Origin of the sequence: Streptomyces pseudovenezuelae, assembly GCF_001513955.1 — a bacterium.
Taxonomy (GTDB): Bacteria; Actinomycetota; Actinomycetes; order Streptomycetales; family Streptomycetaceae; genus Streptomyces; species Streptomyces pseudovenezuelae.
On the sequence record NZ_KQ948147.1, the window covers coordinates 170,517 to 192,976 of the forward strand.

21 protein-coding genes are annotated in these 22,460 nt (G+C 70.9%); 14 read left to right on the forward strand and 7 right to left on the reverse strand.

Annotated elements, in window-relative coordinates; translation table 11 throughout:
- The first annotated feature begins 2 nt into the window (after nt 1–2).
- Nucleotides 3–1,181, forward strand: a complete 1,179-nt coding sequence (locus AQI94_RS17195; RefSeq protein WP_158806439.1) for an MFS transporter — start codon at nt 3–5, stop codon at nt 1,179–1,181.
- 225 nt (nt 1,182–1,406) lie between these two features.
- The gene (locus tag AQI94_RS46235) at nt 1,407–1,532 is read left to right on the forward strand and encodes a hypothetical protein (RefSeq protein ID WP_263973303.1); all 126 of its coding nucleotides are present in this window, start codon (nt 1,407–1,409) and stop codon (nt 1,530–1,532) included.
- A gap of 52 nt (nt 1,533–1,584) precedes the next feature.
- Here the strand turns inward: AQI94_RS46235 and AQI94_RS17200 are convergent, their stop codons facing one another.
- The 3 genes from AQI94_RS17200 to AQI94_RS17210 form a co-directional block, all read right to left on the reverse strand.
- Nucleotides 1,585–2,922, reverse strand: coding sequence for a cation:proton antiporter (locus AQI94_RS17200; protein ID WP_051832874.1), 1,338 nt, complete (start codon nt 2,920–2,922; stop codon nt 1,585–1,587).
- 184 nt (nt 2,923–3,106) lie between these two features.
- Entirely contained in the window at nt 3,107–4,516 is a 1,410-nt protein-coding gene (locus tag AQI94_RS17205) for an NAD(P)/FAD-dependent oxidoreductase (RefSeq protein ID WP_063760213.1), read from the reverse strand.
- 2 nt (nt 4,517–4,518) lie between these two features.
- Nucleotides 4,519–5,823 carry a beta-ketoacyl-[acyl-carrier-protein] synthase family protein gene (locus AQI94_RS17210; protein WP_078902942.1) on the reverse strand — a complete coding sequence of 435 codons (1,305 nt, stop codon included), beginning with the start codon at nt 5,821–5,823 and terminating at the stop codon, nt 4,519–4,521.
- A 462-nt stretch (nt 5,824–6,285) separates the two neighbouring features.
- On the opposite strand from AQI94_RS17210, the gene AQI94_RS17215 reads away from it, so the two are divergent.
- The 4 genes from AQI94_RS17215 (at nt 6,286) to AQI94_RS17230 (ending at nt 10,592) form a co-directional block, all read left to right on the forward strand.
- The gene (locus AQI94_RS17215) at nt 6,286–7,701 is read left to right on the forward strand and encodes an asparagine synthase-related protein (RefSeq protein ID WP_031058261.1); all 1,416 of its coding nucleotides are present in this window, start codon (nt 6,286–6,288) and stop codon (nt 7,699–7,701) included.
- 55 nt (nt 7,702–7,756) lie between these two features.
- Complete coding sequence (gene catA, locus AQI94_RS17220) at nt 7,757–8,620, forward strand: catechol 1,2-dioxygenase (protein WP_031058259.1); 864 nt, start codon at nt 7,757–7,759, stop codon at nt 8,618–8,620.
- Between the two features lie 82 nt (nt 8,621–8,702).
- Nucleotides 8,703–9,902 carry an FAD-dependent monooxygenase gene (locus AQI94_RS17225; RefSeq protein ID WP_225890207.1) on the forward strand — a complete coding sequence of 400 codons (1,200 nt, stop codon included), beginning with the start codon at nt 8,703–8,705 and terminating at the stop codon, nt 9,900–9,902.
- Nucleotides 9,903–10,313: 411 nt separating this feature from the next.
- On the forward strand, nt 10,314–10,592 hold the full coding sequence (locus AQI94_RS17230) for a type II toxin-antitoxin system Phd/YefM family antitoxin (protein ID WP_031058253.1): 279 nt from the start codon (nt 10,314–10,316) through the stop codon (nt 10,590–10,592).
- A 189-nt stretch (nt 10,593–10,781) separates the two neighbouring features.
- Here AQI94_RS17230 and AQI94_RS17235 read toward each other — a convergent pair whose 3' ends face one another.
- The gene (locus tag AQI94_RS17235) at nt 10,782–11,768 is read right to left on the reverse strand and encodes an ABC transporter permease (protein ID WP_031058251.1); all 987 of its coding nucleotides are present in this window, start codon (nt 11,766–11,768) and stop codon (nt 10,782–10,784) included.
- 126 nt (nt 11,769–11,894) lie between these two features.
- On the opposite strand from AQI94_RS17235, the gene AQI94_RS17240 reads away from it, so the two are divergent.
- From AQI94_RS17240 to AQI94_RS17275, 8 genes are all read left to right on the forward strand, one after another.
- The gene (locus AQI94_RS17240) at nt 11,895–12,524 is read left to right on the forward strand and encodes a TetR/AcrR family transcriptional regulator (protein ID WP_031058249.1); all 630 of its coding nucleotides are present in this window, start codon (nt 11,895–11,897) and stop codon (nt 12,522–12,524) included.
- Between the two features lie 132 nt (nt 12,525–12,656).
- A complete protein-coding gene (locus AQI94_RS17245; protein WP_028810102.1) occupies nt 12,657–12,959 on the forward strand; it encodes an urease subunit gamma in 303 nt (100 codons plus the stop codon).
- A gap of 9 nt (nt 12,960–12,968) precedes the next feature.
- Nucleotides 12,969–13,280 carry an urease subunit beta gene (locus AQI94_RS17250; RefSeq protein WP_031058243.1) on the forward strand — a complete coding sequence of 104 codons (312 nt, stop codon included), beginning with the start codon at nt 12,969–12,971 and terminating at the stop codon, nt 13,278–13,280.
- Nucleotides 13,273–14,994 carry an urease subunit alpha gene (locus AQI94_RS17255; protein WP_031058240.1) on the forward strand — a complete coding sequence of 574 codons (1,722 nt, stop codon included), beginning with the start codon at nt 13,273–13,275 and terminating at the stop codon, nt 14,992–14,994. Before AQI94_RS17250 ends, AQI94_RS17255 begins: the two co-directional genes overlap by 8 nt.
- Before the next feature lie 13 nt (nt 14,995–15,007).
- Nucleotides 15,008–15,682 (forward strand): urease accessory protein UreF, encoded by a 675-nt coding sequence (locus AQI94_RS17260; protein WP_062229858.1) that lies wholly within the window; start codon nt 15,008–15,010, stop codon nt 15,680–15,682.
- Between the two features lie 108 nt (nt 15,683–15,790).
- Entirely contained in the window at nt 15,791–16,468 is a 678-nt protein-coding gene (ureG, locus tag AQI94_RS17265; RefSeq protein ID WP_031058231.1) for an urease accessory protein UreG, read from the forward strand.
- Nucleotides 16,469–16,503: 35 nt separating this feature from the next.
- Nucleotides 16,504–17,232, forward strand: a complete 729-nt coding sequence (locus AQI94_RS17270) for an urease accessory protein UreD (RefSeq protein WP_062229859.1) — start codon at nt 16,504–16,506, stop codon at nt 17,230–17,232.
- A gap of 209 nt (nt 17,233–17,441) precedes the next feature.
- Nucleotides 17,442–19,055: an alpha/beta hydrolase gene (locus AQI94_RS17275; protein ID WP_031051033.1), complete on the forward strand. Its 1,614-nt coding sequence runs from the start codon at nt 17,442–17,444 to the stop codon at nt 19,053–19,055.
- A gap of 44 nt (nt 19,056–19,099) precedes the next feature.
- Here AQI94_RS17275 and AQI94_RS17280 read toward each other — a convergent pair whose 3' ends face one another.
- From AQI94_RS17280 to AQI94_RS17290, 3 genes are all read right to left on the reverse strand, one after another.
- Nucleotides 19,100–20,122 (reverse strand): NAD-dependent epimerase/dehydratase family protein, encoded by a 1,023-nt coding sequence (locus AQI94_RS17280; protein ID WP_031051034.1) that lies wholly within the window; start codon nt 20,120–20,122, stop codon nt 19,100–19,102.
- A gap of 74 nt (nt 20,123–20,196) precedes the next feature.
- A complete protein-coding gene (locus tag AQI94_RS17285; protein ID WP_031051037.1) occupies nt 20,197–20,916 on the reverse strand; it encodes a lysophospholipid acyltransferase family protein in 720 nt (239 codons plus the stop codon).
- Nucleotides 20,917–21,176: 260 nt separating this feature from the next.
- Nucleotides 21,177–22,409: a PP2C family protein-serine/threonine phosphatase gene (locus AQI94_RS17290; RefSeq protein WP_031051040.1), complete on the reverse strand. Its 1,233-nt coding sequence runs from the start codon at nt 22,407–22,409 to the stop codon at nt 21,177–21,179.
- Nucleotides 22,410–22,460 lie beyond the last annotated feature (51 nt).

Consider the following 22,460-nt stretch of genomic DNA (forward strand, 5'->3'; position numbering starts at 1 on the left):
TCGTGGCTTCACTCTCTATGCTGCCCCAGGACCGGAAGAGCGGCGCGTTCCGAGCCGCGGTGGGGCCCATCGTCATCATCGGTGTTTTCGGAATGACGCTGGGCATCACCTACCCCCTGCTGTCCCGCATGCTGGAAGAGCGGGGCACGTCGGGCACCGTGATCGGGCTGAACGGCGCTATGACCCCGCTGGGCATGGTCCTGACCGCCGCGTTGATCCCCGTGCTGGTACGCCGGCTGGGGGCCTGGTGGCTGATGGTGGCCGCGGCGGTGGGCAGCTCGCTGATCCTGGGCCTGTTCGCCGTGACGGACAACCTGGCGCTGTGGTTCATCCTCCGTGCGGTACTGGGCAGTTGCGCGGTGGCCATGTTCATCCTGAGCGAGACATGGATCAGCGAGAACGCCGATGTCACCCATCGGGGCCGGCTGCTCACCGTGTACACCTCGGTGCTCGCCCTGGGGTTCTGCGTCGGCCCGGCGATCCTCAGCATCTCGGACAACTCCGAGGTGCTGGCCCTCACCGTGGCGGTGGTCGCCCCGCTGCTCGCACTGTGGCCGCTGTGGTCGGAGAAGGCCCGGGTGCCGGAGATGGGCGCCTCGGGCCGGGTGCCGGTGGGATCGTTGACGCGGCAGCTGTCGGTACTGCTGGTGGCGGTGTTGGCGATCTCCGTCTTCGACGCCGTCACGCTCCAGTTCCTGCCCTTGTACGCGGACGCGGCCGGCCTCGCGGGCGGACAGGGGGAGCTGGCCCTCACGGTGCTGCTCGTCGGCCAGATGACCCTGCAGTTCCCGCTGGGCTGGCTGGCCGACCGCCTTGGCGGGCGCACCGCGCTGCTGCTCTCCCTCACGGTGGGCACGGCGGGCGCGCTGCTGCTGCCCGCGGCCATGGGCTGGGGGGTCTGGCTGTGGCCGATGGTGGCCGTGTGGGGCGGTATCGCCTTCTCGGGCTACCCCCTGGTGCTGAGCATTCTGGGCGCCAACCTCGACGGGGAGAGTCTGCTGCTCGGCAACACGGCGTTCGCCATCGTCTGGGGCATCGGCGGCATCCTCGGCCCCCCGTACGCGGGTGCGGCCATGGACGTGTGGGGCGCCGACGGCATGCCCTGGTCGTTGGCGGCGCTGTGGGTCCTCGCCGTGATCACCACGGTGGCCGCCTTCCTGCGGCGGTCCGGGATGCGCTGAGCGCCGGGTGGGTGAGGGCGCGTCCTCGGGGGCGGCCGCTCGGCGTGTCGCCGGCGCTCAGCGGCCGGTCGCAGGCCTGCGCGAAGTTCCGGACGTGACCTCGGGCGAAGGGCACCCGAGAGGCCGGCTGCGCGAGCGAGGCCCCCGCTGCCGACGTCGGGCCCCAACAGCTCTCCGAACGCCGCCGGAGCACCTGCGGCCGGTCTGCACCACCACCATCGCCCCGTGGCTCTGGACGTCCACGGGATGTCGGTTCGGGCACCCGTCGGTGACGGGGGCGCCGTCGCGCTGATCCTGCCGGAGCTGTCGCGACCGGAGTCGGCCCTGCTCATCGCCATGGGGTCATGGTGATGAGCAGGGCCAGACACATTGTCGAGAAACCTCCGACCGGGATGTCGTGCCGTCAACTGTGCTGCTCGTCACGGCATTTACGCGGACGAGGCATCGTCTCGGGCGGCACCGGGAGCCGATTCGACGACGGGCCGAGGGGCGCCCCGGACACATCCGTTTTCGGGGTCATGCCCAGCAGACGCAGCACCGGGCCTGCCGCGGCCGTCGTCACCAGCGCCATGACCACCATCAGGCTGAAGAGATCGGTGTCGATCACGCCCAGGTCACGTCCGATGGTGAGAACGACGATCTCGGTGAGCCCGCGCGTGTTCATGAGCGTGCCGAACGCGCCCGCCTCGCGCCAACTCATCCCCCACATGCGGGCAGGCAGCACCGTGCCCGCCAACTTGCCGACCGTGGCCACGACGATGATGGCGAGCAGCAGGGGGACGCCCGCCCTCCCCACAGTCCCCACGTCGACGGAGAGGCCGGTCACGACGAAGTAGACCGGCAGCAACAGAGCCACGATCTTCTCCAGCGGCTCCGTCACGTCCTGCCGCAGCTCGGTGCGCCCATGCCTGGGCAGGGCGAGGCCGAACGCGAACGCGCCGAAGATGGCGTGGATGCCGATCCAGGAGGTCACCCATGAGGAGACCAGGGCCCCGGCCACGACCACCGGCAGCAGCAGGCGGCTTCCCGACCGGCTCCCGGGCAGCGAGAGCACGTGGAGCAGGACAGGGCGCGCCACCGCGTACATGACCAGGCCGTAGGCCGCGGTGAGGGCGAGCACGGTGGCGAATCCGCCGGCCCCCTGGGCCGCGGTCATCGCCGCTACCAGGACCAGCACGCACCAGGCCGCGACGTCGCCGACCGCGGCGCAGGCCATGGCCAGGATGCCGACCTGGGTGTCGGTCAGGCCGCTGTCACGCAGGACGCGAGCCAAGACGGGGAACGCGGTGATCGCGAGCGCGGTGGCGAGGAACATCGCGAACTCGCCCTCACCCACTCCTTTCGGCGCGTGTCGGCCGTACAGCGCCGTCGCCGCGAGCAGGCCGAGAGCGAAGGGAACGGCGATGTTCAGCGCGGCGATCCCGCCCACCCCCCGGCCGCGACCCCGCAGCCGCCTGAGATCCAGCTCCCAGCCCGCCAGGAACATGAAGACGACGAGGCCGATCTGGGCGAGCGCGGAGAGCGCGGGCCGGGCCTCGGCGGGCATGATCCGCTGGGGCAGGTCGCCGGGGAACAGGCCGAGCAGGCTCGGCCCCAGCATCAGGCCGATCGCCATCTCCAGGACGACGGCGGGCTGGCGCAGTCGGGTCGCCAGGCGGGCGCCCAACGCCCCGGCGAGCAGGACGATGGCGACGTCGCCGAGGACGACGGCGTCCAGCGGCGGCGCGGTGACTGAGGGCATGGTCGGTCTCATCTCTTCTTCGCCGGGCGGGAGGGGCGCTGCGCGTCCGCGTTCCCGCCCATCGCCGCGACGCGGACGCCCCGTACCGTGACGGCTGTCCGATGGGCGAGGCCACGCCGGGGCGGCGAGCGCGACGGACCGGAGCCGGGCGCGCAGGCCGCCTCCTCGCGGAGCTGATCATGCGTCAGGCGGAGCCAGTCACCCGAGACAGTCCGAGCCGGGGCTCCGTGACCACTTGCAGACCGAGCAACGGGTCGTCGCCCTGCGGCCCTTGGCGCAGCGTGCCGAACGCCGGCTCGCTGCTGCCCACGGCCGCCTCGACCCGTCGGGCCTCCCGCGTAAGGCGCCCCGACGCCACCCGGGTGGTCGTCTCGGTCACCTCGCGGATGTCGGAGAGCCCGGCGATGATTTCGCCGAACGCGGCCGTGTCGCGCTCGCCCCGCTCGGTGCCCGCTTCGTCCTTGACCAGCCGGTCGGCGGTCCAGAAGAAGTCGTCCTTGCCGTTGTAGTTCTCGTACATGCTGCTGACGAGGGCGAGCGCCCGGGTGTACGCGCGGCGGTAGGCGTGCTCGAAGAAGCGCAGGCCGTCCGCCTCTGATACCTGCCCGTCGCGCATCGCGACGAGCGACGCGGCTCCCACCAGCCCGCCGTACAGGGCGAGATGGACTCCCGTGGACAACAGGGGGTCCAGAAAGCAGGCAGCGTCGCCGATCATCATGTAGCCCGGTCCGGCGAAGCGGTCGGCGACGTACGAGTAGTCGGTTTCCACCCGTGCCGGCGCCACGCACGTCGCGTCGGCGACGAGATCGCTGACGATCGGAGAGTCTGCGATCAGCTCGCGGTAGAGCGTGTTGAGGTCCGTGTGGGCGCGCCGGTCCCGGGCGAAGGTGTCCTTGTGGGTGACGAGGCCGATGCTCGTGCGCCCGCCGTCCAGCGGGATCACCCAGTACCAGCCCTTGGGCGAGGAGATGACGTTGACTCCGCCCTCGGGGCTGTCGGGCAGCAGCCGCGCGTCGTTCCAGTAGCTCCAGATCGCCACGTTGCGGAAGAACTGATGCTGTTGGCGGTTGCGGAAGTGCTGGGTGCTGAGCAGGCCCGCCCGTCCGGAGGCGTCGATGAGGTAGTCGAAGCCCTCGACGGTGAGAGTGGTGCCCTCCTCGTTCACGCAGTGCACCGCGGTGGGCCGGCCGTCGGTGTCGAAGGTGACCGACTTCGCCGCGATGCCGTGCTGGACCTCGACGCCCTTCTTACGGGCGTTGTCGAGCAGCAGCGCGTCGAAGGCGGCCCGGTCCACCTGCCAGGTGCGCATCTCGTCACCGAACTGCTCGCTCCAGTCGATGACCCAGCTGTCATCACCCCAGCGGAACGCGCCGCCGCGTTTGACCTGGAATCCGCCGGCGTCCAACTGGTCGGCAACTCCTACGAGTTGTAGTACCCGCCGGGTGGAGGGGGTGAGGGATTCGCCGATGTGGTAACGGGGGAAGTGCCGGCTCTCCAGGAGCCGTACGTCGAAGCCCTCCTGGGCGAGGAGCGTCGCCGTGACGGACCCGGCCGGTCCGCCGCCGACCACGAGTACACGGTGAGGCGCAGTCACGGTCACGCTCCCCGGAAGACGAGGGCCGAGTTGTTGCCGCCCATGCCCACGCTGGTGGAGATGGCCACGTCGACGGGCGCGCTGATGCCCGTACCGATGACGTGGTTGAGCTCGCAGTCGGCGCTCGGCACGCGCAGACCCCAGGTGGGCGGCACCTCGTCGCGGTGCGAGGCGAGCAGGGCGACCATGGCCTCCAAGGCGCCCGACGCGCCGAGCATGTGGCCGGTGGCTCCCTTGATGCCGCTGACCCGCAGCTGGCCGGCGTGCTCGCCGAACACCTTGCGGATGGCGGTGACTTCGGCCGGGTCGTTGGACTTCGTCGCCGTGCCGTGCACGTTCACATAGCCGACCTCCTGTGCTGCCACACCGGCGTCGGTGAGGGCCTCGGTCAGGCACGCGGTCATGCCGGGGGCGTCGCTCGGCGGGATGTCGCTCATGTCGAAAGCGTCGCCGCGCAGCCCGTAGCCGAGCAACTCGCCGTAGATGCGGGCGCCTCGGGACAGGGCGTGCTCACGCTCCTCAAGGACCAGGATGGCGGCGCCCTCACCGAGGACCGTGCCGTCGCGCTCCTCGTCGAAGGGCCGGCAGGCGCCCGCCTGTGAGCCGGTGTGGTTCTGCGCGAACCCGGAGACGATGATGTCGGTGACCGGCGACTCGGCGCCGCCCGCGAGCATCACCTCGGCGCGTCCGTGCCGGATCTTGTCGTAGGCGGCGATGATCGAGTCGGAGCCGGAGGCGGAGGCACCGGAGACGGTGACCAGAGGGCCGCACAGGCCATGGCGCACCGAGAGCAGGGATGTGCCGGCGTTGGGCAGACACATGTTGAACAGGCGGGGCGAGACGCCTCGCGTGCCCTTTTCCGCGAGGCGGACGAACTGGTCCTGGAGCGGCTCGGTGCTGGAGAACGCCATGCCGATGGCAGCGCCTATACGCTCGAAGCGCTGCTCGGACTTCTTCCGCGACACGATCTCATTGCGCGGCAGGTCGATTCCGGAATCGATCAGAGCCGCATCGGACGCGGCGAGCGCGTACTGCTGAAAACGATCCAAAACGCGCAGATCGCGCGGGGATATCCCGTGCTCCGAAGGGTCGAAGCCGGTGACTTCGCCCGAGGTCTTGACCGGGTTGCGCGAGGTGTCGAAGCGCGTGGTTTCCTTGACGCCGCTGTGCCCTGCCATGAGATTTGCAAAGATTTCGTCGACCTGTTTGCCGACCGGAGTCACCGCACCGAGACCGGTCACTACTACGCGTCTGTCCATGATGGATCCCCTCTTGTCGCAACCCCACGTCAGGGGGGTTGCCGCCATGTCGATGGCTGCGAAAAGACTGGATTTCTCCGGTGTTTCCCATGGTGGAGGATTTCTTTACGGCGCGCACCGGGATACCTGATCGTCACCGGCGGGGTTCAGGAGAAGGGCCGTAATGGGTAGGGCAATCCAAAATATGCAGCCACCCTGTGCCGCCTTCCTGGGCGGCGAGGTGACGAAATCACAGTCATCGGCTCCGTGCAAGGGTCATCCAGAATTCGAGATGTCAACTCCGCTAGGTATTCATACCTACGTCAAATTACCTAGGTAGAATTACCGATGCGACCGCGTTCCGTCACCGACTAGAACTTCGTCGAAGCCCGTCGATGATGTCTCATGAGCGGAGTAGATGCGAATGCCTATGCCTGGCCATCCGAACGACCGGGCGCTTGCCGCAGCGGTCGCGCCGGCCTTCGGGCGGGGCGTTCCGGATGCGGTCCGCGGCGCGTGATCATGACGTCTGTGAGCAAGTGGTGTGTGATCACCAACGCCGCCGTTCCTGCCCTGTCCTCCGCGGCCCACCACGCCGACCTCGGCGAGCTGCAGGTGTTCTGGCGCGGTCCGAGAGGCGCCCGGCTTCCGGACGAGGCGCCGTTCACCGTCGATGTGCGCACGCTCGTCGCGGTAGGCGGCACACCGGAGGACTCAGTGGACCGTTCCGTCCTCCAGGTCGCTGCCGACCGCGTCACGGTCCGCGTCTCGGCCCTCAACGAGGATCCGGTCTACTACGCGGCCGACCGGCTGCGCGGCACTTTTGCCTACTTCACGGACCTCTTTCTCGCCCCGCTCGTGCTGCCCGCGCTCGGCATGCCCGTCGAGCTGACCGGGGGAGGCCCCGGCCACGAACGCGGCACGCTCGTGCGCGGCGTCAACCGGCTGCGCCATGGCATCGTCGCCCGGACCCGGCGCAGCGCGGGCCACTGGCTGATGGACGCACGGGACGAGTACGACCGTCTCGGCGCGTTCCGGTCCCCGCACCGCGACGATCCGATGGCCGCGGGCGAGGCACAATGCACCGCGCTCGCAGGGGAGATCGCTCGCATTGCGGCGGCAACCGCACCGTCGACCCGGTACGGCACGGTGCTCTCCGATGACATCGACTCCGGCATGGTGACGTACTTGGCGGCAACGAGTGGCCTCGACGTCACCCCGTACAGTGTCGCCACTCCATGGGGCGACGAGCTCTCCGCCGCGGGTGACCTCTGCGCGGAGTTGGGCCTCGACCTCACCCCGGTGCATCTGACCGAGGACGAGATCGTCGCGTCCATCCCGGATGCCGTCCGATGGCTCGGCTTGACCGACCCGGACGTCGTCGAGGTCGCGCTGGCGAGGACGGCGGTGCAGCGTCTGGGTGCCGTCCCCGCCGAGCAGGTGCTGCTCACGGGCTTGGGCAGCGATCTGGTCAACGCCGGTCCGTACGAGTCCTCCAGTGGCCGCGATGAGCTGATCGACCAGGTCATCGGCGCCGTCGACCGCAGCCGGCGCAGCAACGAACTCTCCCACCGGATGCCGCTGGCCTACGGGGCAACGGTGCACCATCCCTTCTGGTCGTGGCCGGTCATCGAAGTCGCGCTGGAGACAGCCCCCGAGTGCAAGGTCCGGGACGCCATGGGGAAGTTCCACCTGCGGACGGCGATGGCGACACACGTCCCCGAACGGATCGCCTGGCGCAAGGAGACCGTCGTCCAGCACGGCGACGGACTGCGGGACGGCGTACGGCGCCGCCTGGAGAAGGAGGCCCGTTCCGTGGACCCCGAGCAGGTCTACCTGGCCTGCTTCGCCGAGCTGTTCGACCGTGCCGCCGACGGCGTGTTCGAACCCGGCGACCCGTGGCGCCTGTTGGACAGGGCCCTGTGCCGCGTCCGCACCACCCTCTGACCTCGGCTCCGATGCACTCGGTGCGCCCGGAGCGTTCCTCCACCAAAGGATTCTCATGACCGACCAGTTGGCCCCAGCGCGCCTCCAGGCCACCGCCTCCTCCTCGGGTGCCTCGGCCACGGCGCAGTTCCTTTCCAAGCAGCGCGACCAGGCGCCCACCACCGACCCGGAGCGGGTCAGTGCCTTGGCCGGTGAACTCATCGAGGCCGCACGGCAGATCATCCGCCGCCATCGGGTCACCTACGACGAGTTCGACGCGCTCAAGGCATGGCTGATCCAGATCGGCCTGGACGGCGAGTGGCCGCTGTTCCTGGACGTCTGGCTGGAGCAGACCGTCGAGCAGGTGGCCAACGAGGAGCGCGGCGGCACCAAGGGAAGCCCCGAGGGCCCCTACTTCGTGCCCGACGCCCCGCGACTGCCCGCGGACGCCACGCTGCCCATGCGGGCGGACGAGCCGGGCATCCCTCTGCTGTTCCAGGGCCGTGTCCTGTCGACCGCCGGGCAGCCGCTGCCCGGCGCCACGATCGAGATGTGGCAGGCCGACGACGCCGGCACGTACTCGCAGTTCGCGCCAGGGCTGCCCGAATGGAATCTGCGCGGCACCGTGGTGGTCGGCGATGACGCGCGGTTCAGCATCCGCACCGTCGAGCCGTCCCCCTATGAGATCCCGACCGACGGGTCCTGCGGGCGGCTCATCGCCGCCGCGGGCTGGCACGCCTGGCGCCCCGGTCACCTGCACGTCCGGGTGTCGGCGCCGGGTCACCACACGCTGACCACACAGCTGTACTTCAAGGGCGGCAGCCATGTGGACAGCGACATCGCCGGCGCGGTGAAGCCCGAACTCATCCTCGACCCGACCCCGGTGGCGGACGGGCCGGGCCGGCGGGTCGGCTACGACCTGGTCGTCGACCCGGTCTGACGGCCCGCGTTCACCAACCCACCACTCCGCATGCCCAGTTGACGACACCGGAGAGACAGTGACGGCACACATTCGGACACAGGTGGGCATTGTCGGTGCCGGCCCCGCGGGGCTCGTGACGGCCGCGGTACTGGCCGCCGCCGGCATCGACCACGTGGTGGTGGAGCGGCGGTCCCGCGCACACATCGAGGGACGCGCCCGCGCGGGACTGCTGGAGCACCGCACGGTGGAGTACCTCAAGAGCCAGGGACTTGCCGGACGCCTGCTCACCGAGGGGCGCCGGGCCGGCTGGTCCGACTTCCAGGTGCTGGGCGAGCGGATGCATCTGGACTACGCCGAGATCACCGGCGGCTTCCGGCACTGGGTGTACCCGCAGCACCTGCTGATCAGGGACCTGTGCGACGAACTGACCGCATCGGGCCGGCCCCCCCTCTTCTCCACGCCGGTACGGGAGTTGACAGGCCTCGACGAGTCGACTGCGCGCATCAGGTGTGAGGGCCTGGACATCGACTGCGACTACGTCATCGGCGGCGACGGCTCCCAAGGGGTGGCCCACAAGGCCCTGGCCGCCGCCGGAGGGCCGGTGAGTGCTGCCCTGCGGTACCCGTACGAGACCCTGACGATGCTCGCCGAGGTGGACCGCCCCACCGAAGGCGTCACCTACACCCTGGCCGAGCAGGGCTTCGTGGGGATGATGCCGCGCACCGCGACGATCAGCCGCGTCCATCTGCAGATCCCGCACGGCGACACCCCCGCCGACTGGTCAACTGATCGCATCCACGCCGAACTCGCCGCCAGACTGGGGGAGTTCACGCCCGGGGCGCCGCGCTTCGGCGCCCTGACCGAGAAGCGCATGCTCCTGATGCGTGGACACATCGTCGGCTCGATGCGGCACGGCCGTCTGCTGCTCGCGGGCGACGCCGCGCACCTGCTGACACCATTCGGCGGGAAGGGCGCGAATCTGGCCGTCGCGGACGCCGCTCTCGTGGCGGAAGGCCTGATCCGCCACTACAAGGACGGCGACGACCACGGGCTCGACACCTACAGTGACCGACGGTTGCGAGAGGTCTGGGAGGTCCAGGAATTCTCCGACCGCCTGCTGCGCCTCGTCCTGCAGCCCGACGGCCTCACCCCCGCCGAACGCGTCTTCGCTCTCCGTATGAAACGGGCGACGGTCCAGTCGCTGACCCGACCCGGCTGGCAGAGCACTGCCTTCGCCCACCAGTACGTCGGCTCGGGAATGCACTGCGACGGCCCCTCTCAACTTCCTCCGCAAGCGTGATCACCCCCGCGGCCCAACTGCCGCGACGGGTACGAACGAGGAGCCTGGGGCGGTGTTGCGGGCGGGCGACGCGGTGCCACTGGTACCGCATGGGCCGTGCCGACGCCTCAGCGTGCCTGGTTCGTGTTCTCGGCCGGGTCTGCGCAGGTAGGAGTCGTGCGCCTTGTCGGTCCGCACCCGGTCCGGGCGTTCGCGCGGCCTGCCCCGCTTCGAACTGCGGGGAGTCGCCCCGCTGCCCGCCACACCGTAGACCTGCCAGGATTCAGTGCGACCAGTTAGCTCTTCTTCTCACCTCGTCCCACACATTTCTCACAGACGAGAGCGCACAGGAGCACGCGAGGCCCCTGACCTGGAACTTTGATGTCGTCACAGACCACGGTGAACCAGATAGCCGCACCGTAAGCTAGGGGTATGGCCTACGAGATTCCGGTGACGCAAGCCAGGGCTGAACTCGCCGAACTGATCAACCGGGTCGTGTACGGCGGCGAGCGCGTCGTCGTCACACGACACGGAAAGCCCCTGGTCGCCCTGGTCTCGGCCGCCGACCTCGAACGGTTGGAGGAGTCCCCGGAGCCCGTCGAGGAGCCGGTGATCAGCGCGGTCTCCAGCGTGCGCGAGGTCGCGCCCGCTCCCCGCGAACAGCAGCGGTTCGGCATCGCGGCACATCACCGGGGGAACGGCGCCTCCTAGAAGCGGGAGCGCTTCGACTGCGCAGGCGTCCGGCGGCGGCGACCGCAGCGATCATGCTTACAGGCGTAGCGCCAAGCGGTGACCTGCGCGCGGAGCGCAGCGAGGGGGTGGGCGCGCTCCGCCCCCACCCCCCCCAGCACTACCTGCACCAATCCCACCCGGCAGGGCCACACTCGCGTCTGGTGTCGGTCAGCCGACAGGAGCCAGGGCCGGTTCATCGGCGGTCGGCATGACGCCCCTCGACCGGGACTTCAGCGCGTTTCCCAGTACGACGGCGCCCAGGCCCAGCGCGGCCCACCAGGCGAGGGTCAGGGCGGGGCCCGGCGCTGCCGCGCCGTCGAAGAAGGACACCGAGCGCAGCAGGGTCGCGCTCGCGCCGGGCGGCAGCCACTGGCCGATGGCGCCCACCGGTTCGGGCAGCAGCTGCGGGGCCGAGGCGGCGCCGGAGAAAGGGTTGCCGAGGAACATCACCAGGAACGCGACGGCGCCGATGCCCGCGGGTCCGGCCAGGGCGGCGAGTCCCGCGACGGCCGCGCTCACCGCCAGCATCGCCAGTGCGAGGGACCCCGCCTCCGCCCACCAGTTCCCGGTGAGCACGCCGAGCCAGCTGTGGGCCAGGACGGCCGCGACGACGCCCACCAGTGCGGCGCCGACGAGCAGCGCGGTCACGGCACGCAGGCCGCGCAGTCCGAGCAGGGTCACGACCGCGCCCGCCATGATCCCGCTCAGTGTCAGCGGCAGCACCGACGAGCTCAGTACCGAGCCCCTCGGGTCGGACGCCGGGGTCGGGACGACGTCCACGGTCCGCACCTCGGCGCCGCTCGCCGTGGCCTGCCGGGTCACGGCCTGCTGGAGAAGCTGGGCCACGACCGGGCTCGCGGCCGACGCGGTGAGCAGCTCCGGGCCCTGGGCGGTGACCACGACCGCGCCGTATACGGTCCGGTCCCCGATCGCCGACCGCGCGGCCGCCTCGTCGGCGTAATGGTGGATCTCGAAGGCGCCCGCGTGCTGTCGGAGCTGTTGCTCCAGCGGCGCGGTCGCCGCGGCCGGTCCGGCCACACCGAGCGGCAGGTCGCGAGGGGCGGTGCGGGCGGCGGGCCAGGCGAAGGCCCACAGGGCCAGGGCGGCGAGCAGCGGCACGAGGACGACGACCGCGAGCATGCGACGGGTGGACATGGTGGTCCTCTCCGGGACCCGGGTGAGCCCCGCTAAAAAGAAGGATCGTTCGTTTTGACTTCCGTGACACCGTCTCGCCGTCGGTGTGTCTTGTCAAGAAGGAACGTTCGTTTTAGGTTGGACGGCATGGCTCGCGTATCCCAGGCACATCTCGACGCCCGCCGTCGGCAGATCCTCGACGCCGCGGCGGTCTGCTTCGCCCGCAACGGCTTCCACGCCACGTCCATGCAGGACGTCCTGAAGGAGGCCGACCTCTCGGCCGGGGCCGTGTACCGCTACTTCAGCGGCAAGGAGGAGCTCATCGGCGCGATCGTCGCAGAGGTGCTCGGCCAGGTCCACGAGGGTTTCGAGGAGGCGGCCCGCAGCAGCCCGCCCCCGCCCCCCGACCTCCTGGTGGCGTCGGTGCTGGGCCGGGTCCTCGCCACCAAGGAGACGGTGACCGTCGACGGGCGTCCGGCGTTCCCGCGGCTGGTCGTCCAGGTGTGGACCGAGACGCTCCGCAACGAGGAGCTCGCGGCCGTCCTGCGCGAGGGCTACGGCGCCGTGCGCGAGACCTGGACGCGGATCGTCGGGGCGTACCAGGACGCCGGGGCGATGCGCTCGGACGTGCCCCCGGAGCACGTGGCCCGCACGATGATGGCGGCCGCCATGGGCTTCATCGCGCAGCAGGCGCTGTTCGGACCGACGCCCGCCGAGGTCCTGGGCGACGGTCTGCGGGCGCTGATGAGTGTGCGGGACGAAGCCGGCACGCGCTGATGGATCACCGCTCGGTTAACGTGCCTGAAACCGGATCCAACTAGCCTGCGGATCCACGCCACCAGGGACTTTGCCCCGGGGCAGAGGCAACCGGGCCCCGCACGGTCCGGAGCGAGGACTGTGAGGTGGGACGTGCAACTGACCCCGCACGAGCAAGAGAGGCTGCTGATCCATGTGGCGGCCGACGTCGCCGAGAAGCGCCGGGCCCGCGGGCTGAAGCTCAACCACCCCGAGGCGGTCGCCCTCATCACGTCGCACATCCTCGAAGGCGCGCGTGACGGCCGTACCGTCGCCGAACTCATGGCCTCCGGGCGGACGTTGCTGACCCGCGACGACGTCATGGAGGGCATCCCCGAGATGATCCACGACGTCCAGGTCGAGGCGACCTTCCCGGACGGCACCAAGCTCGTCACCGTCCACGACCCGATCGTCTGAGGGGCCCCGATGATTCCCGGAGAGATCCTCTTCGCCGACGGGCCGATTGCCTACAACGAGGGCCGCGAGGTCACCCGGCTGACCGTCCTCAACGCCGCCGACCGTCCCGTCCAGGTCGGCTCCCACTACCACTTCGCCGAGACCAACCCCGGCCTGGAGTTCGACCGTGCCGCGGCCCGCGGCAAGCGGCTGAACATCGCCGCCGGAACCGCCGTGCGCTTCGAGCCCGGTATCCCGGTCGACGTCGAACTCGTCCCGCTCACCGGCGCCCGCGTGGTGCCGGGGCTGCGCGGGGAGACCGGAGGTGCCCTCGATGCCTGAGATCTCTCGTGCCGCCTACGCGGACCTGTTCGGACCCACCACCGGGGACCGCATCCGGCTCGCCGACACCGATCTGCTGATCGAGGTCGAGGAGGATCGTTCCGGCGGCCCCGGGCTCGCCGGTGACGAGGCCGTGTTCGGCGGCGGCAAGGTCATCCGCGAGTCGATGGGCCAGTCGCGCGCCACGCGCGCAGAAGGAACCCCGGACACGGTCGTCACGGGTGTCGTGATCGTCGACCACTGGGGTGTCGTCAAGGCCGACGTCGGCATCCGCGACGGCCGGATCACCGGGATCGGCAAGGCGGGCAACCCCGACACCATGGACGGGGTGCACCCGGACCTGGTGATCGGCCCCGAGACCGAGATCATCGCGGGCAACGGCCGGATCCTGACCGCCGGTGCCATCGACGCGCACGTCCACTTCATCTGCCCGCAGATCGCCGACGAGGCGCTGGCGTCCGGCGTGACCACCCTGGTGGGCGGCGGCACCGGCCCCGCCGAGGGCTCCAAGGCCACCACCGTCACCCCGGGCCCCTGGCACCTCGCCCGCATGCTGGAAGCGATGGAGCAGTACCCCCTCAACATCGGCTTCCTCGGCAAGGGCAACACCGTCTCCCACGAGGCGATGCTGTCCCAGATCCGTGGCGGCGCGCTCGGCCTGAAGCTGCACGAGGACTGGGGCTCGACCCCGGCCGTCATCGACGCCTCGCTGACCGTCGCCGAGCGGACCGGCATCCAGGTGGCCATCCACACCGACACCCTCAACGAGGCCGGATTCGTCGGCGACACCCTCGCCGCGATCGCCGGCCGCGGCATCCACGCCTACCACACCGAGGGTGCGGGCGGCGGGCACGCGCCGGACATCATGACCGTGGTCTCCCAGCCGCACGTGCTGCCGAGCTCCACCAACCCGACCCGGCCCTTCACCGTCAACACCGCCGAGGAACACCTCGACATGCTGATGGTGTGCCACCACCTCAACGCGGCGGTGCCGGAGGACCTCGCCTTCGCCGAGTCCCGCATCCGTCCCACGACCATCGGCGCCGAGGACATCCTGCACGACCTGGGCGCCATCTCGATCATCTCCTCCGACGCCCAGGCCATGGGACGCGTCGGCGAGGTCATCATGCGGACCTGGCAGACCGCGCACGTCATGAAGCGGCGCCGGGGTGCGCTGCCGGGCGACGGACAGGCGGACAACCACCGGGTACGGCGCTATGTCGCCAAGTACACGATCAACCCCGCCGTCGCCCAGGGACTCGCCCACGAGGTGGGTTCCGTGGAGACGGGCAAGCTGGCCGACCTGGTCCTGTGGGAGCCCGCCTTCTTCGGGGTCAAGCCGCATCTGGTCATCAAGGGCGGCCAGATCGCCTACGCGCAGATGGGCGACGCCAACGCCTCCATCCCGACCCCGCAGCCGATCCTTCCCCGGCCGATGTACGGGGCGATCGGGCGGGCCCCCGCCTCGAACTCCTTCAACTTCGTGGCGCCCCTGGCCATCGAGGACGGACTGCCGGAGCGGCTCCAGCTCGGGAAGCGGTTCGTGGCGACCGAGTCGACGCGCGGGGTCACCAAGGCCGACATGCGGGAGAACGACGCCCGGCCCGACGTCCGCGTCGACCCCGACAGCTTCGCCGTGCACATCGACGGCGAGCTGGTGGAGGCCACACCGGCGGCCGAACTGCCCATGGCCCAGCGTTACTTCCTCTTCTGATGGCGGGGTTGTGATGTCACGGGCCGCACTTCTGGTCCTGGCCGACGGCCGCTTTCCCGCCGGAGGCCACGCGCACTCCGGCGGGGCCGAGGCGGCCGTCAAGGCCGGGCGGATCACCGGGGCGGAGAGCCTGGAGTCCTTCTGTCGGGGGCGGCTGTACACGGCGGGGCTGGTGTCCTCGGCCCTCGCGACAGCGGCCGTACTCGGCGTGGATCCACGGCAGTTGGACGAGGCGGCGGACGCCCGCACCCCGTCGCCCGCCCTTCGGGTCGCCGCCCGCAAACTGGGCCGCCAGCTGTTGCGGGCGGCCCGGGCGACTTGGCCGTCCCCTGAACTGGACGCGCTGGCAGGTCAGTTCCCCAAGGGAGCCCACCAGCCGGTGGTGCTGGGCCTGACGGCCCGCGCTGCGGGCCTGGAGCCCGTGGACGCGGCCTACTGCGCGGCGTACGAGAGCGTGAGCGGCCCGGCGAGCGCGACGGTCCGCCTCCTGAGCCTGGACCCCTTCGACGCGACAGCCGTACTGGCCCGACTGGCACCGGAGTTGGACCGGGTCGCGACCCGGGCGGTGGAGGCGGCGAGGACAGCGGTCGAGGAGGGTGTCGACGCATTGCCGTCGGCGTCCGCTCCGTTGCTGGAGATCGGGGCAGAGCTGCATGCGGCATGGCCAGTACGCCTGTTCGCATCGTAGCGAGCCTCGGGCCACCCACCGTCTTTCAGGGGCGCGGGGAACTGCGCGACCAGCCCCCACACACCCGCACCCGGCCACGAACCTCTGAACCCCCTACAGGAGCCGCACATGCACCTCGACCACTCTCACGACGGCCCCACCGCACTGAGCGCCGACGCCCACCGCAAAGACGGCACCCGCAGAGCCCTCCGCATCGGCCTCGGCGGCCCCGTGGGCTCCGGCAAGACCGCCACCGTCGCCGCCCTCTGCCGGGCCCTGCGCGACGAGTTGTCCCTCGCCGTCGTCACCAACGACATCTACACCCGCGAGGACGCCGAGTTCCTGCTGAGGGAAGCCGTGCTGCCCCCCGAGCGGATCACCGCCGTGGAGACCGGCGCCTGTCCGCACACCGCGATCAGGGACGACATCTCCGCCAACCTGGAGGCCGTCGAGGACCTGGAGGACGAGGTCGGCTCCCTGGACCTGATCCTCGTGGAGAGCGGCGGCGACAACCTCACCGCCACCTTCTCCAAGGGCCTGGTCGACGCCCAGATCTTCGTCATCGACGTGGCCGGAGGGGACGACATCCCGAGGAAGGGCGGCCCCGGCGTCACCACCGCCGACCTGCTCATCGTCAACAAGACCGACCTGGCCCCGTACGTCGGCTCCGACCTCGCGCGGATGGCCGCCGACGCCAAGGCCCAGCGCGGCGAACTCCCCGTCGTCTTCCAGTCGCTCCGCGGCGAGGCCGGCGTGACCGCCGTCGCCGACTGGGTGCGGGCGCGGCTCGCCGCGTGGACGGCGTGACCGCGGCCGTGGCCGGGGTGCGGGCCACCGCCCGGATGGTGGCGCGCGACGACGGGCGCGGCGGTACGGCCCTGCCCGTGCTGGAGAGCGACGGGCCACTGGCGCTGCGGCGGACCCGGGGGAGCGGCGCGGAGCCGCGGGTCATGCTCGTCGGAGCGATGAGCGGGCCTCTCGGCGGCGACCACTTCACCGTGACGGCCGACGTCCGGGAGGGCGCCCGGCTGTGCGTCGGATCGGCCGCCGCCACCATCGCCCTGCCGGGGCAGACCAAGGGCGAGGCCCGTTACGACGTCCGGCTCACCGTCGCCGACGGAGCCGAACTGCGCTGGCTGCCCGAGCAGTTGATCTCCGCGGGCGGCAGTGACCTGTACGTCGGCACCCGGATCGACCTCGGGGCGACGGCCCGGCTCGTGCTGCGCGAGGAGCAGGTCCTCGGGCGGGTGGGGGAGGAGCCCGGGCGGCTCACCAGCCGGCTCGTGCTGCGGGTCGCGGGACGGACCGTGCTCGACCAGGAACTGGCCTGCGGGCCCGGGGCGCCGGGCGGCTGGGACGGGCCGGCCGTGCTCGCGGGTCACCGGGCGGTCGGCCAGCTCCTCGTCGTACGGCCGGAGTTCGCCGAGGAGCCGGTGCCGGCGCGGGTGCTCGGCGAGGGCGCCGTCGTCGTACCCCTCGCCGGACCCGCCGCGCTCGTCACCGCCGTGGCCCCGGACGCCCTGCTGCTGCGCCGGGCCTTGGACGCGGCGCTGGCTGCGCTCGTCCCCTAGGGCCTGTCGTTTGGACCAGCCCGGCGTCGCCAGAAAAGCACCGCACCTCACGGCCGCCCTGATCCAAACGACAGGCCCTAGTCCGCCGAGCGAACAGGTTCTTCCGTTTATCGGATTGGCAAAGAAGCCCGACAAACCCTGTTCACAGCGACTTCACAACCACGAGGATCCCCGGAGGAATCGAAACGACGTACGGGGAGGGGTCCCTCTTGAGGGAGACGCGACCGAAGTGGCGCACGACGGCACTCGGTTCGGCCGGCGTGCTCATCACGGCCACACTGATATCCGGTGCCGTCGCGGCACCCGCGTCCGGCGCCAACACGTCCGACAGGACGGCCCGGCACGGACAGGACCGCGAGGCGGCCGGCGCCGCGATCGCCGCCGCCCGCGCCGCGAAGGCCGGCATCGACTGGGCCGACTGCCCCGCGGACTGGGGAATCGCGAAGCCGGTCCAGTGCGGCTGGGTCAGCGTGCCGCTGGACTACGCGAAGCCGAACGGCAAGCAGATCAAGCTCGCCGTCGACCACATCGGCAACACCGGAACCACGGCGGAGCGCCAGGGCGCCCTCGTCTACAACCCGGGCGGACCGGGCGGCTCGGGCATGCGCTTCCCGCTCCGGGTCACGACCAAGAACCCGATCTGGGCCAACGTGGCCAAGGCGTACGACTTCGTGGGCTTCGACCCGCGCGGCGTCGGCCACTCCGCGCCCATCTCCTGCGTGGACCCGCAGGAGTTCGTGAAGGCGCCCAAGATGGACCCGGTGCCGGACAGCGAGGCCGACAAGCGCGCCCAGCGCAAGCTGGCCCGTGAGTACGCCGAGGGCTGCGCCGAGCGCACCGGCAAGGCGATGCTCCAGCAGATGACCACGCCCAACACCGTGCGCGACCTGGACGTCATCCGTGCCGCGCTCGGCGAGAAGAAGCTCAACTACCTGGGCGTCTCCTACGGCACCTACATCGGCGCCGTCTACGGCACGATGTACCCGGGCCACGTGCGCCGCATGATCGTCGACAGCGTGGTCAACCCGTCGCGGGAGAAGATCTGGTACGAGGCCAACCTCGACCAGGACATCGCCTTCGAGGGCCGCTGGAAGGACTGGGAGGACTGGGTCGCCGCCAACGACGCCGCCTTCCACCTCGGCACCACGCGGGCCGCGGTCGAGGCGAAGTGGCTCGAACTGCGGGCCACCGCCAAGAAGAACCCCATCGGCGGGGTCGTGGGCCCGGCCGAGCTGATCGGCTTCTTCCAGAGCGCCCCGTACTACGACTCCTCGTGGGTGCCGGTCGCGACGGTGTTCAGCAAGTACTTCGCCGGTGACACCCAGGCGCTGGTCGACGCGGCCGCCCCGGACCTCAGCGACACCGCGGGCAACATCTCCTCGGAGAACGGCAACGCCGTCTACACCGCCGTCGAGTGCACCGACGCCAAGTGGCCCACCAGCTGGAAGACGTGGGACCGCGACAACACCGCGCTGCACAAGAAGTACCCGTTCATGACCTGGGCCAACGCCTGGCTGAACCTGCCCTGCGCCACCTGGCCGGTCAAGCAGCAGACCCCGGTGAACGTCAGGACCGGCAAGGGCCTGCCCGGCGTGCTGATCGTGCAGTCCGAGCGTGACGCGGCCACCCCGTACGACGGCGGCGTCGAACTGCACAAGCGCTTCAAGGGCTCCCGCCTCATCACCGAGAAGGACGCGGGCTCCCACGGGGTGACCGGCCTGGTCAACCCCTGCATCAACCCGCGGGTGGACGCCTACCTGCTCACCGGCAAGCTCGACAAGGCCGACGTGACCTGCACCCCGCACGCCACGCCGAAGCCGTAACAGCCACGACGGGACAAGGCGGCCGGAGCCACCGGCCGCCTTTCTCATGCCCCGAGCGAGTCGACGAACGCGTCCTCCGCCGCGTAGTCGAAGAGGTCGCCGTAGGTCTGGAACATCCTCGGGTACGCCTCCCGCCAGTCCCGTCCGGCCAGCCGCTCCTCGATCCAGGCGACGGTCTCCGGCAGCCGGTCCGCGTACCGCACCACCGCCCGGTAGCCCAACTCCCGCTCGGCGGCGGACATGTCGCAGACGACCGGCACGGGCGCCGACCACGGCGTGTCGCCCACGGTCGGTGACGGCGGCGGCCCGTCCAGCAGGACCGTCTCCGTCTCCACGCCCGTCACCGCGTCGATCGCGGCGGCGATCTCCGCCACCGTCGGGGCGTCCGGGTCCACGGCGTTCAGGGCCCGTGTGCCCGGCTGCGCCGCCGCGAGCCGGATCAGCTCCGCGATGTTGTGGACGCTCGCGGGGTGGAAGCGGCTCTGTCCGCCGAAGGGGAGAACCCGCCGGGTCCGGCCGTCCAGGTTGCGCTTGACGAAGTAGAGCTCGCGCGGCGTCCGGCAGTGCGGTCCGTGGATCGCACCGGCCCGCAGCAGCGTGGCGGGCAACCGCCCCCCGGCCGCGAGGAGTTCACGCTCCAGCCCCGCCTTGCGGGTGCTGTACGAGGTGTCGCCCGGGGCGACGGTCCGCTGCTCCTCGGTCAGGGGCACCGGGTACTCCGGGAAGCCGTCCGGCTCGCCCTGGGTGTCGAAATTGCGCCCCTTGTCGTCTTCGTACACCGTGATGCTGGAGATCACCACGGCCGAGCCCACACGGTCGGCCAGCGACACCAACTGCCGTGCGTGCGCAGGCCCGTAGGCGACCATGTCCACCAGGACCTCGCAGCCGTCGCCCACCGCGGCGGCCAGGGCGGCGTCGTCCGCCCGGTCGGCCCGCGCGGTGCGCACCTGCCTGGGCCAGCTCCCGTCCCGGCCGCCGCCCCGGGAGACGGCCGTCACCTCCCAGCCGTCCCGGGCCAGCGCGCCCACGGCCACCCGCCCGATCTGCCCCGTCGCTCCGACCACCACAGCACGTCGTGTCATGCGGCGACCGTACGGCGCTCACGCCCGGTTGCTCCAGGGGCTTCTGCCGACGGCAGAGCTCAACTCAACGGCAGCCGCGGGAACTTGCGCTCCTTCGCCGCGGCGGCCTCCTCCGCCTTCACCACGGCCGCGTACTGGTCGACGTACTCCTGGTCGGACAGCTTCAGGATGGCGTACATGATCTCGTCGGTGATGGCCCGCAGGATCGCCTTCTCGTTCTCCATCCCGGCGTAGCGGGAGAAGTCCAGCGGCTTGCCGAAGCGGATCACCACGGGATGGATGTTGGGGATGACCTTGCCGGGCGGCTGTGCCTCGAAGGTGCCGATCATCGCGCAGGGGATGACCGGGACCTGTGCCCTGAGCGCCATCACCGCGACGCCGACCTTGCCCTTGTAGAGGCGGCCGTCGTGGGAGCGGGTGCCCTCCGGGTAGATGCCGAGCAGTTCGTCCTTGCGCAGCACGCCGAGGCCCTCGCGGATGGCGGCCTGGCCCGCCTCCTTGCCGGAGCGGTCGACCGGGATCTGCCCGGCGCTGCGGAAGAAGAAGGCGGTCAGCCGGCCCTTGACGCCGGGGCCGGTGAAGTACTCGGCCTTCGCCAGGAAGGTGATGCGCCGCTTGAGCACCGCGGGCATCAGGAAGTGGTCGGAGAAGGACAGGTGGTTGCCCGCGACGATGGCCGCACCCGACTCCGGGATGTGCTCCAGACCTTCTATTCGAGGCCGGAAGACCAGTCTCAGCAACGGCCCCAACAGCACGTATTTGAGCAGGTAGTAGAACAAGAGGGGGCGCTCCTCGGTCGGGCGGACGGCTCAACTCCGCGTTCTGGCTGGTCAACCGGCGTGAGGCGGGGCTGTCAGTGTAGGCGCAGGGTGCGACGGCCGGAACAGGGCCGATCACCGGACCAGCTTGGTGCCGACGGGCGGCGCGCGGCAACCCGGCCGGACGCTGTGGCGCGAACCGCCCGGGTGGTCGGCCAAGGGGCCGCTCTTGATTTCCGGGCCGGGTCCGGTGGTGTTCACAGCCGCACCATGAGTGGTGTTCACAGCCGCACGATGACCAGGGCCGTGTCGTCCGTGGCGCCGCCGGGCGGCAGGAGCTCCAGCAGGACCGCGTCGGCGAGGGTCTCGGGGTCGTCCTCGCGGTGCCGGGCGAGGGATTCGGCGAGCCGGGCGAGCCCCGTGTCGATGTCCTCGTGCCGCCGCTCCACCAGACCGTCGGTGTACAGCGCGAGGGTGGCGCCCCTGGCGAAGGTGGTCGCGGCCTGCGGCCGGAGCGTCGGGTCGGGGCGGGCGTCGAGCGGCGGGTCGGTGGCCCTGTCCAGGCACTCCACCCGCCCGTCGGCGTGCACCAGCATCGGCGGCGGATGCCCGGCGCTGCTGTAGGTGATGGTGCCGTGGTCGAAGTCGATGAAGGTGGTGACCGCGGTGGCGGACTCGGCGCCGTCGACGACATGGGCGTACCGGCCCAGCACGTTCAGGGCCTGCGCCGGGCCCGCCGCCACCCGTGATGCGGCGCTCAGGGCGCTGCGCAACTGGCCCATCACTCCGGCGGCCGCCAGACCGTGGCCCACCACGTCACCGACCGAGACACCGACGCGGTGGCCGCCCACCAGATCGACCAGGTCGTACCAGTCTCCGCACACGTTCAGCGCGCCGATGGCCGGCCGGTAGCGCACGGCCACCTGGTGGTGCAGCGTCTGCCGGCCGGTGGGCAGCATGGCGTCCTGGAGGGCGAGGGCGACCTCGCGGTCCCGGGCGTGGGCCTGCCGCAACCGCTCGTTGACCTCCTGGAGTTCACGGGCGCGGGTGTACAGCTCGGCCTCCAGGACGCGGTTGCGGTCGCCGTCCGGGCCGCGGGCCCGGATCAGCTCGGTGACCTCCTCGACCCGGTGCACGAGCAGCTCGACCTTGCCGTCCGCGCCGAGCACCGGGGCGTTGCAGGGGCTCCAGTAGCGTTCCTCCCACACCCCCGGCCGGCCCGGCACCTCGACGTCGTAGCGCTGGAGGGCCATGGCGTCGCGCTCCCCGGTCTCCAGCACCCGGCCCAGGGAGGCGGCCAGATTGCGCATGCCGGTCGACGCGGGGTCGTTGGGGTTGTCCGGGAAGACGTCGAAGAGATAGCGGCCCACGACCTCCTCGCGCCGGCGCCCGGCCATGCGCAGGAACTCCTCGTTGACGTCGGCGTACACCAGGTCGGGTGTCAGCAGCGCGACCATGCCGGGAAGGGCCTGGAACACGGCTCGGTAGTCGGTGTCGGTGAATCCGTCGCTCATGACTGCCGCCTGCCTGCCGGGATCGCCCCATTTTCCCACGCTATGCGGTGG

What these genes read in the sequence shown, in the direction of transcription:
- ureG (WP_031058231.1), top strand. Translation starts at nt 15,791, where the DNA reads ATGCACCTCGACCACTCTCACGACGGCCCCACCGCACTGAGCGCCGAC.
- AQI94_RS17250 (WP_031058243.1), top strand. Translation starts at nt 12,969, where the DNA reads ATGATTCCCGGAGAGATCCTCTTCGCCGACGGGCCGATTGCCTACAAC.
- AQI94_RS17290 (WP_031051040.1), bottom strand. Translation starts at nt 22,409, where the DNA reads ATGAGCGACGGATTCACCGACACCGACTACCGAGCCGTGTTCCAGGCC.
- AQI94_RS17260 (WP_062229858.1), top strand. Translation starts at nt 15,008, where the DNA reads ATGTCACGGGCCGCACTTCTGGTCCTGGCCGACGGCCGCTTTCCCGCC.
- AQI94_RS17200 (WP_051832874.1), bottom strand. Translation starts at nt 2,922, where the DNA reads ATGCCCTCAGTCACCGCGCCGCCGCTGGACGCCGTCGTCCTCGGCGAC.
- AQI94_RS17240 (WP_031058249.1), top strand. Translation starts at nt 11,895, where the DNA reads ATGGCTCGCGTATCCCAGGCACATCTCGACGCCCGCCGTCGGCAGATC.
- catA (WP_031058259.1), top strand. Translation starts at nt 7,757, where the DNA reads ATGACCGACCAGTTGGCCCCAGCGCGCCTCCAGGCCACCGCCTCCTCC.
- AQI94_RS17235 (WP_031058251.1), bottom strand. Translation starts at nt 11,768, where the DNA reads ATGTCCACCCGTCGCATGCTCGCGGTCGTCGTCCTCGTGCCGCTGCTC.
- AQI94_RS17270 (WP_062229859.1), top strand. Translation starts at nt 16,504, where the DNA reads ATGGTGGCGCGCGACGACGGGCGCGGCGGTACGGCCCTGCCCGTGCTG.
- AQI94_RS17210 (WP_078902942.1), bottom strand. Translation starts at nt 5,823, where the DNA reads ATGGCGGCAACCCCCCTGACGTGGGGTTGCGACAAGAGGGGATCCATC.
- AQI94_RS17230 (WP_031058253.1), top strand. Translation starts at nt 10,314, where the DNA reads ATGGCCTACGAGATTCCGGTGACGCAAGCCAGGGCTGAACTCGCCGAA.
- AQI94_RS17255 (WP_031058240.1), top strand. Translation starts at nt 13,273, where the DNA reads ATGCCTGAGATCTCTCGTGCCGCCTACGCGGACCTGTTCGGACCCACC.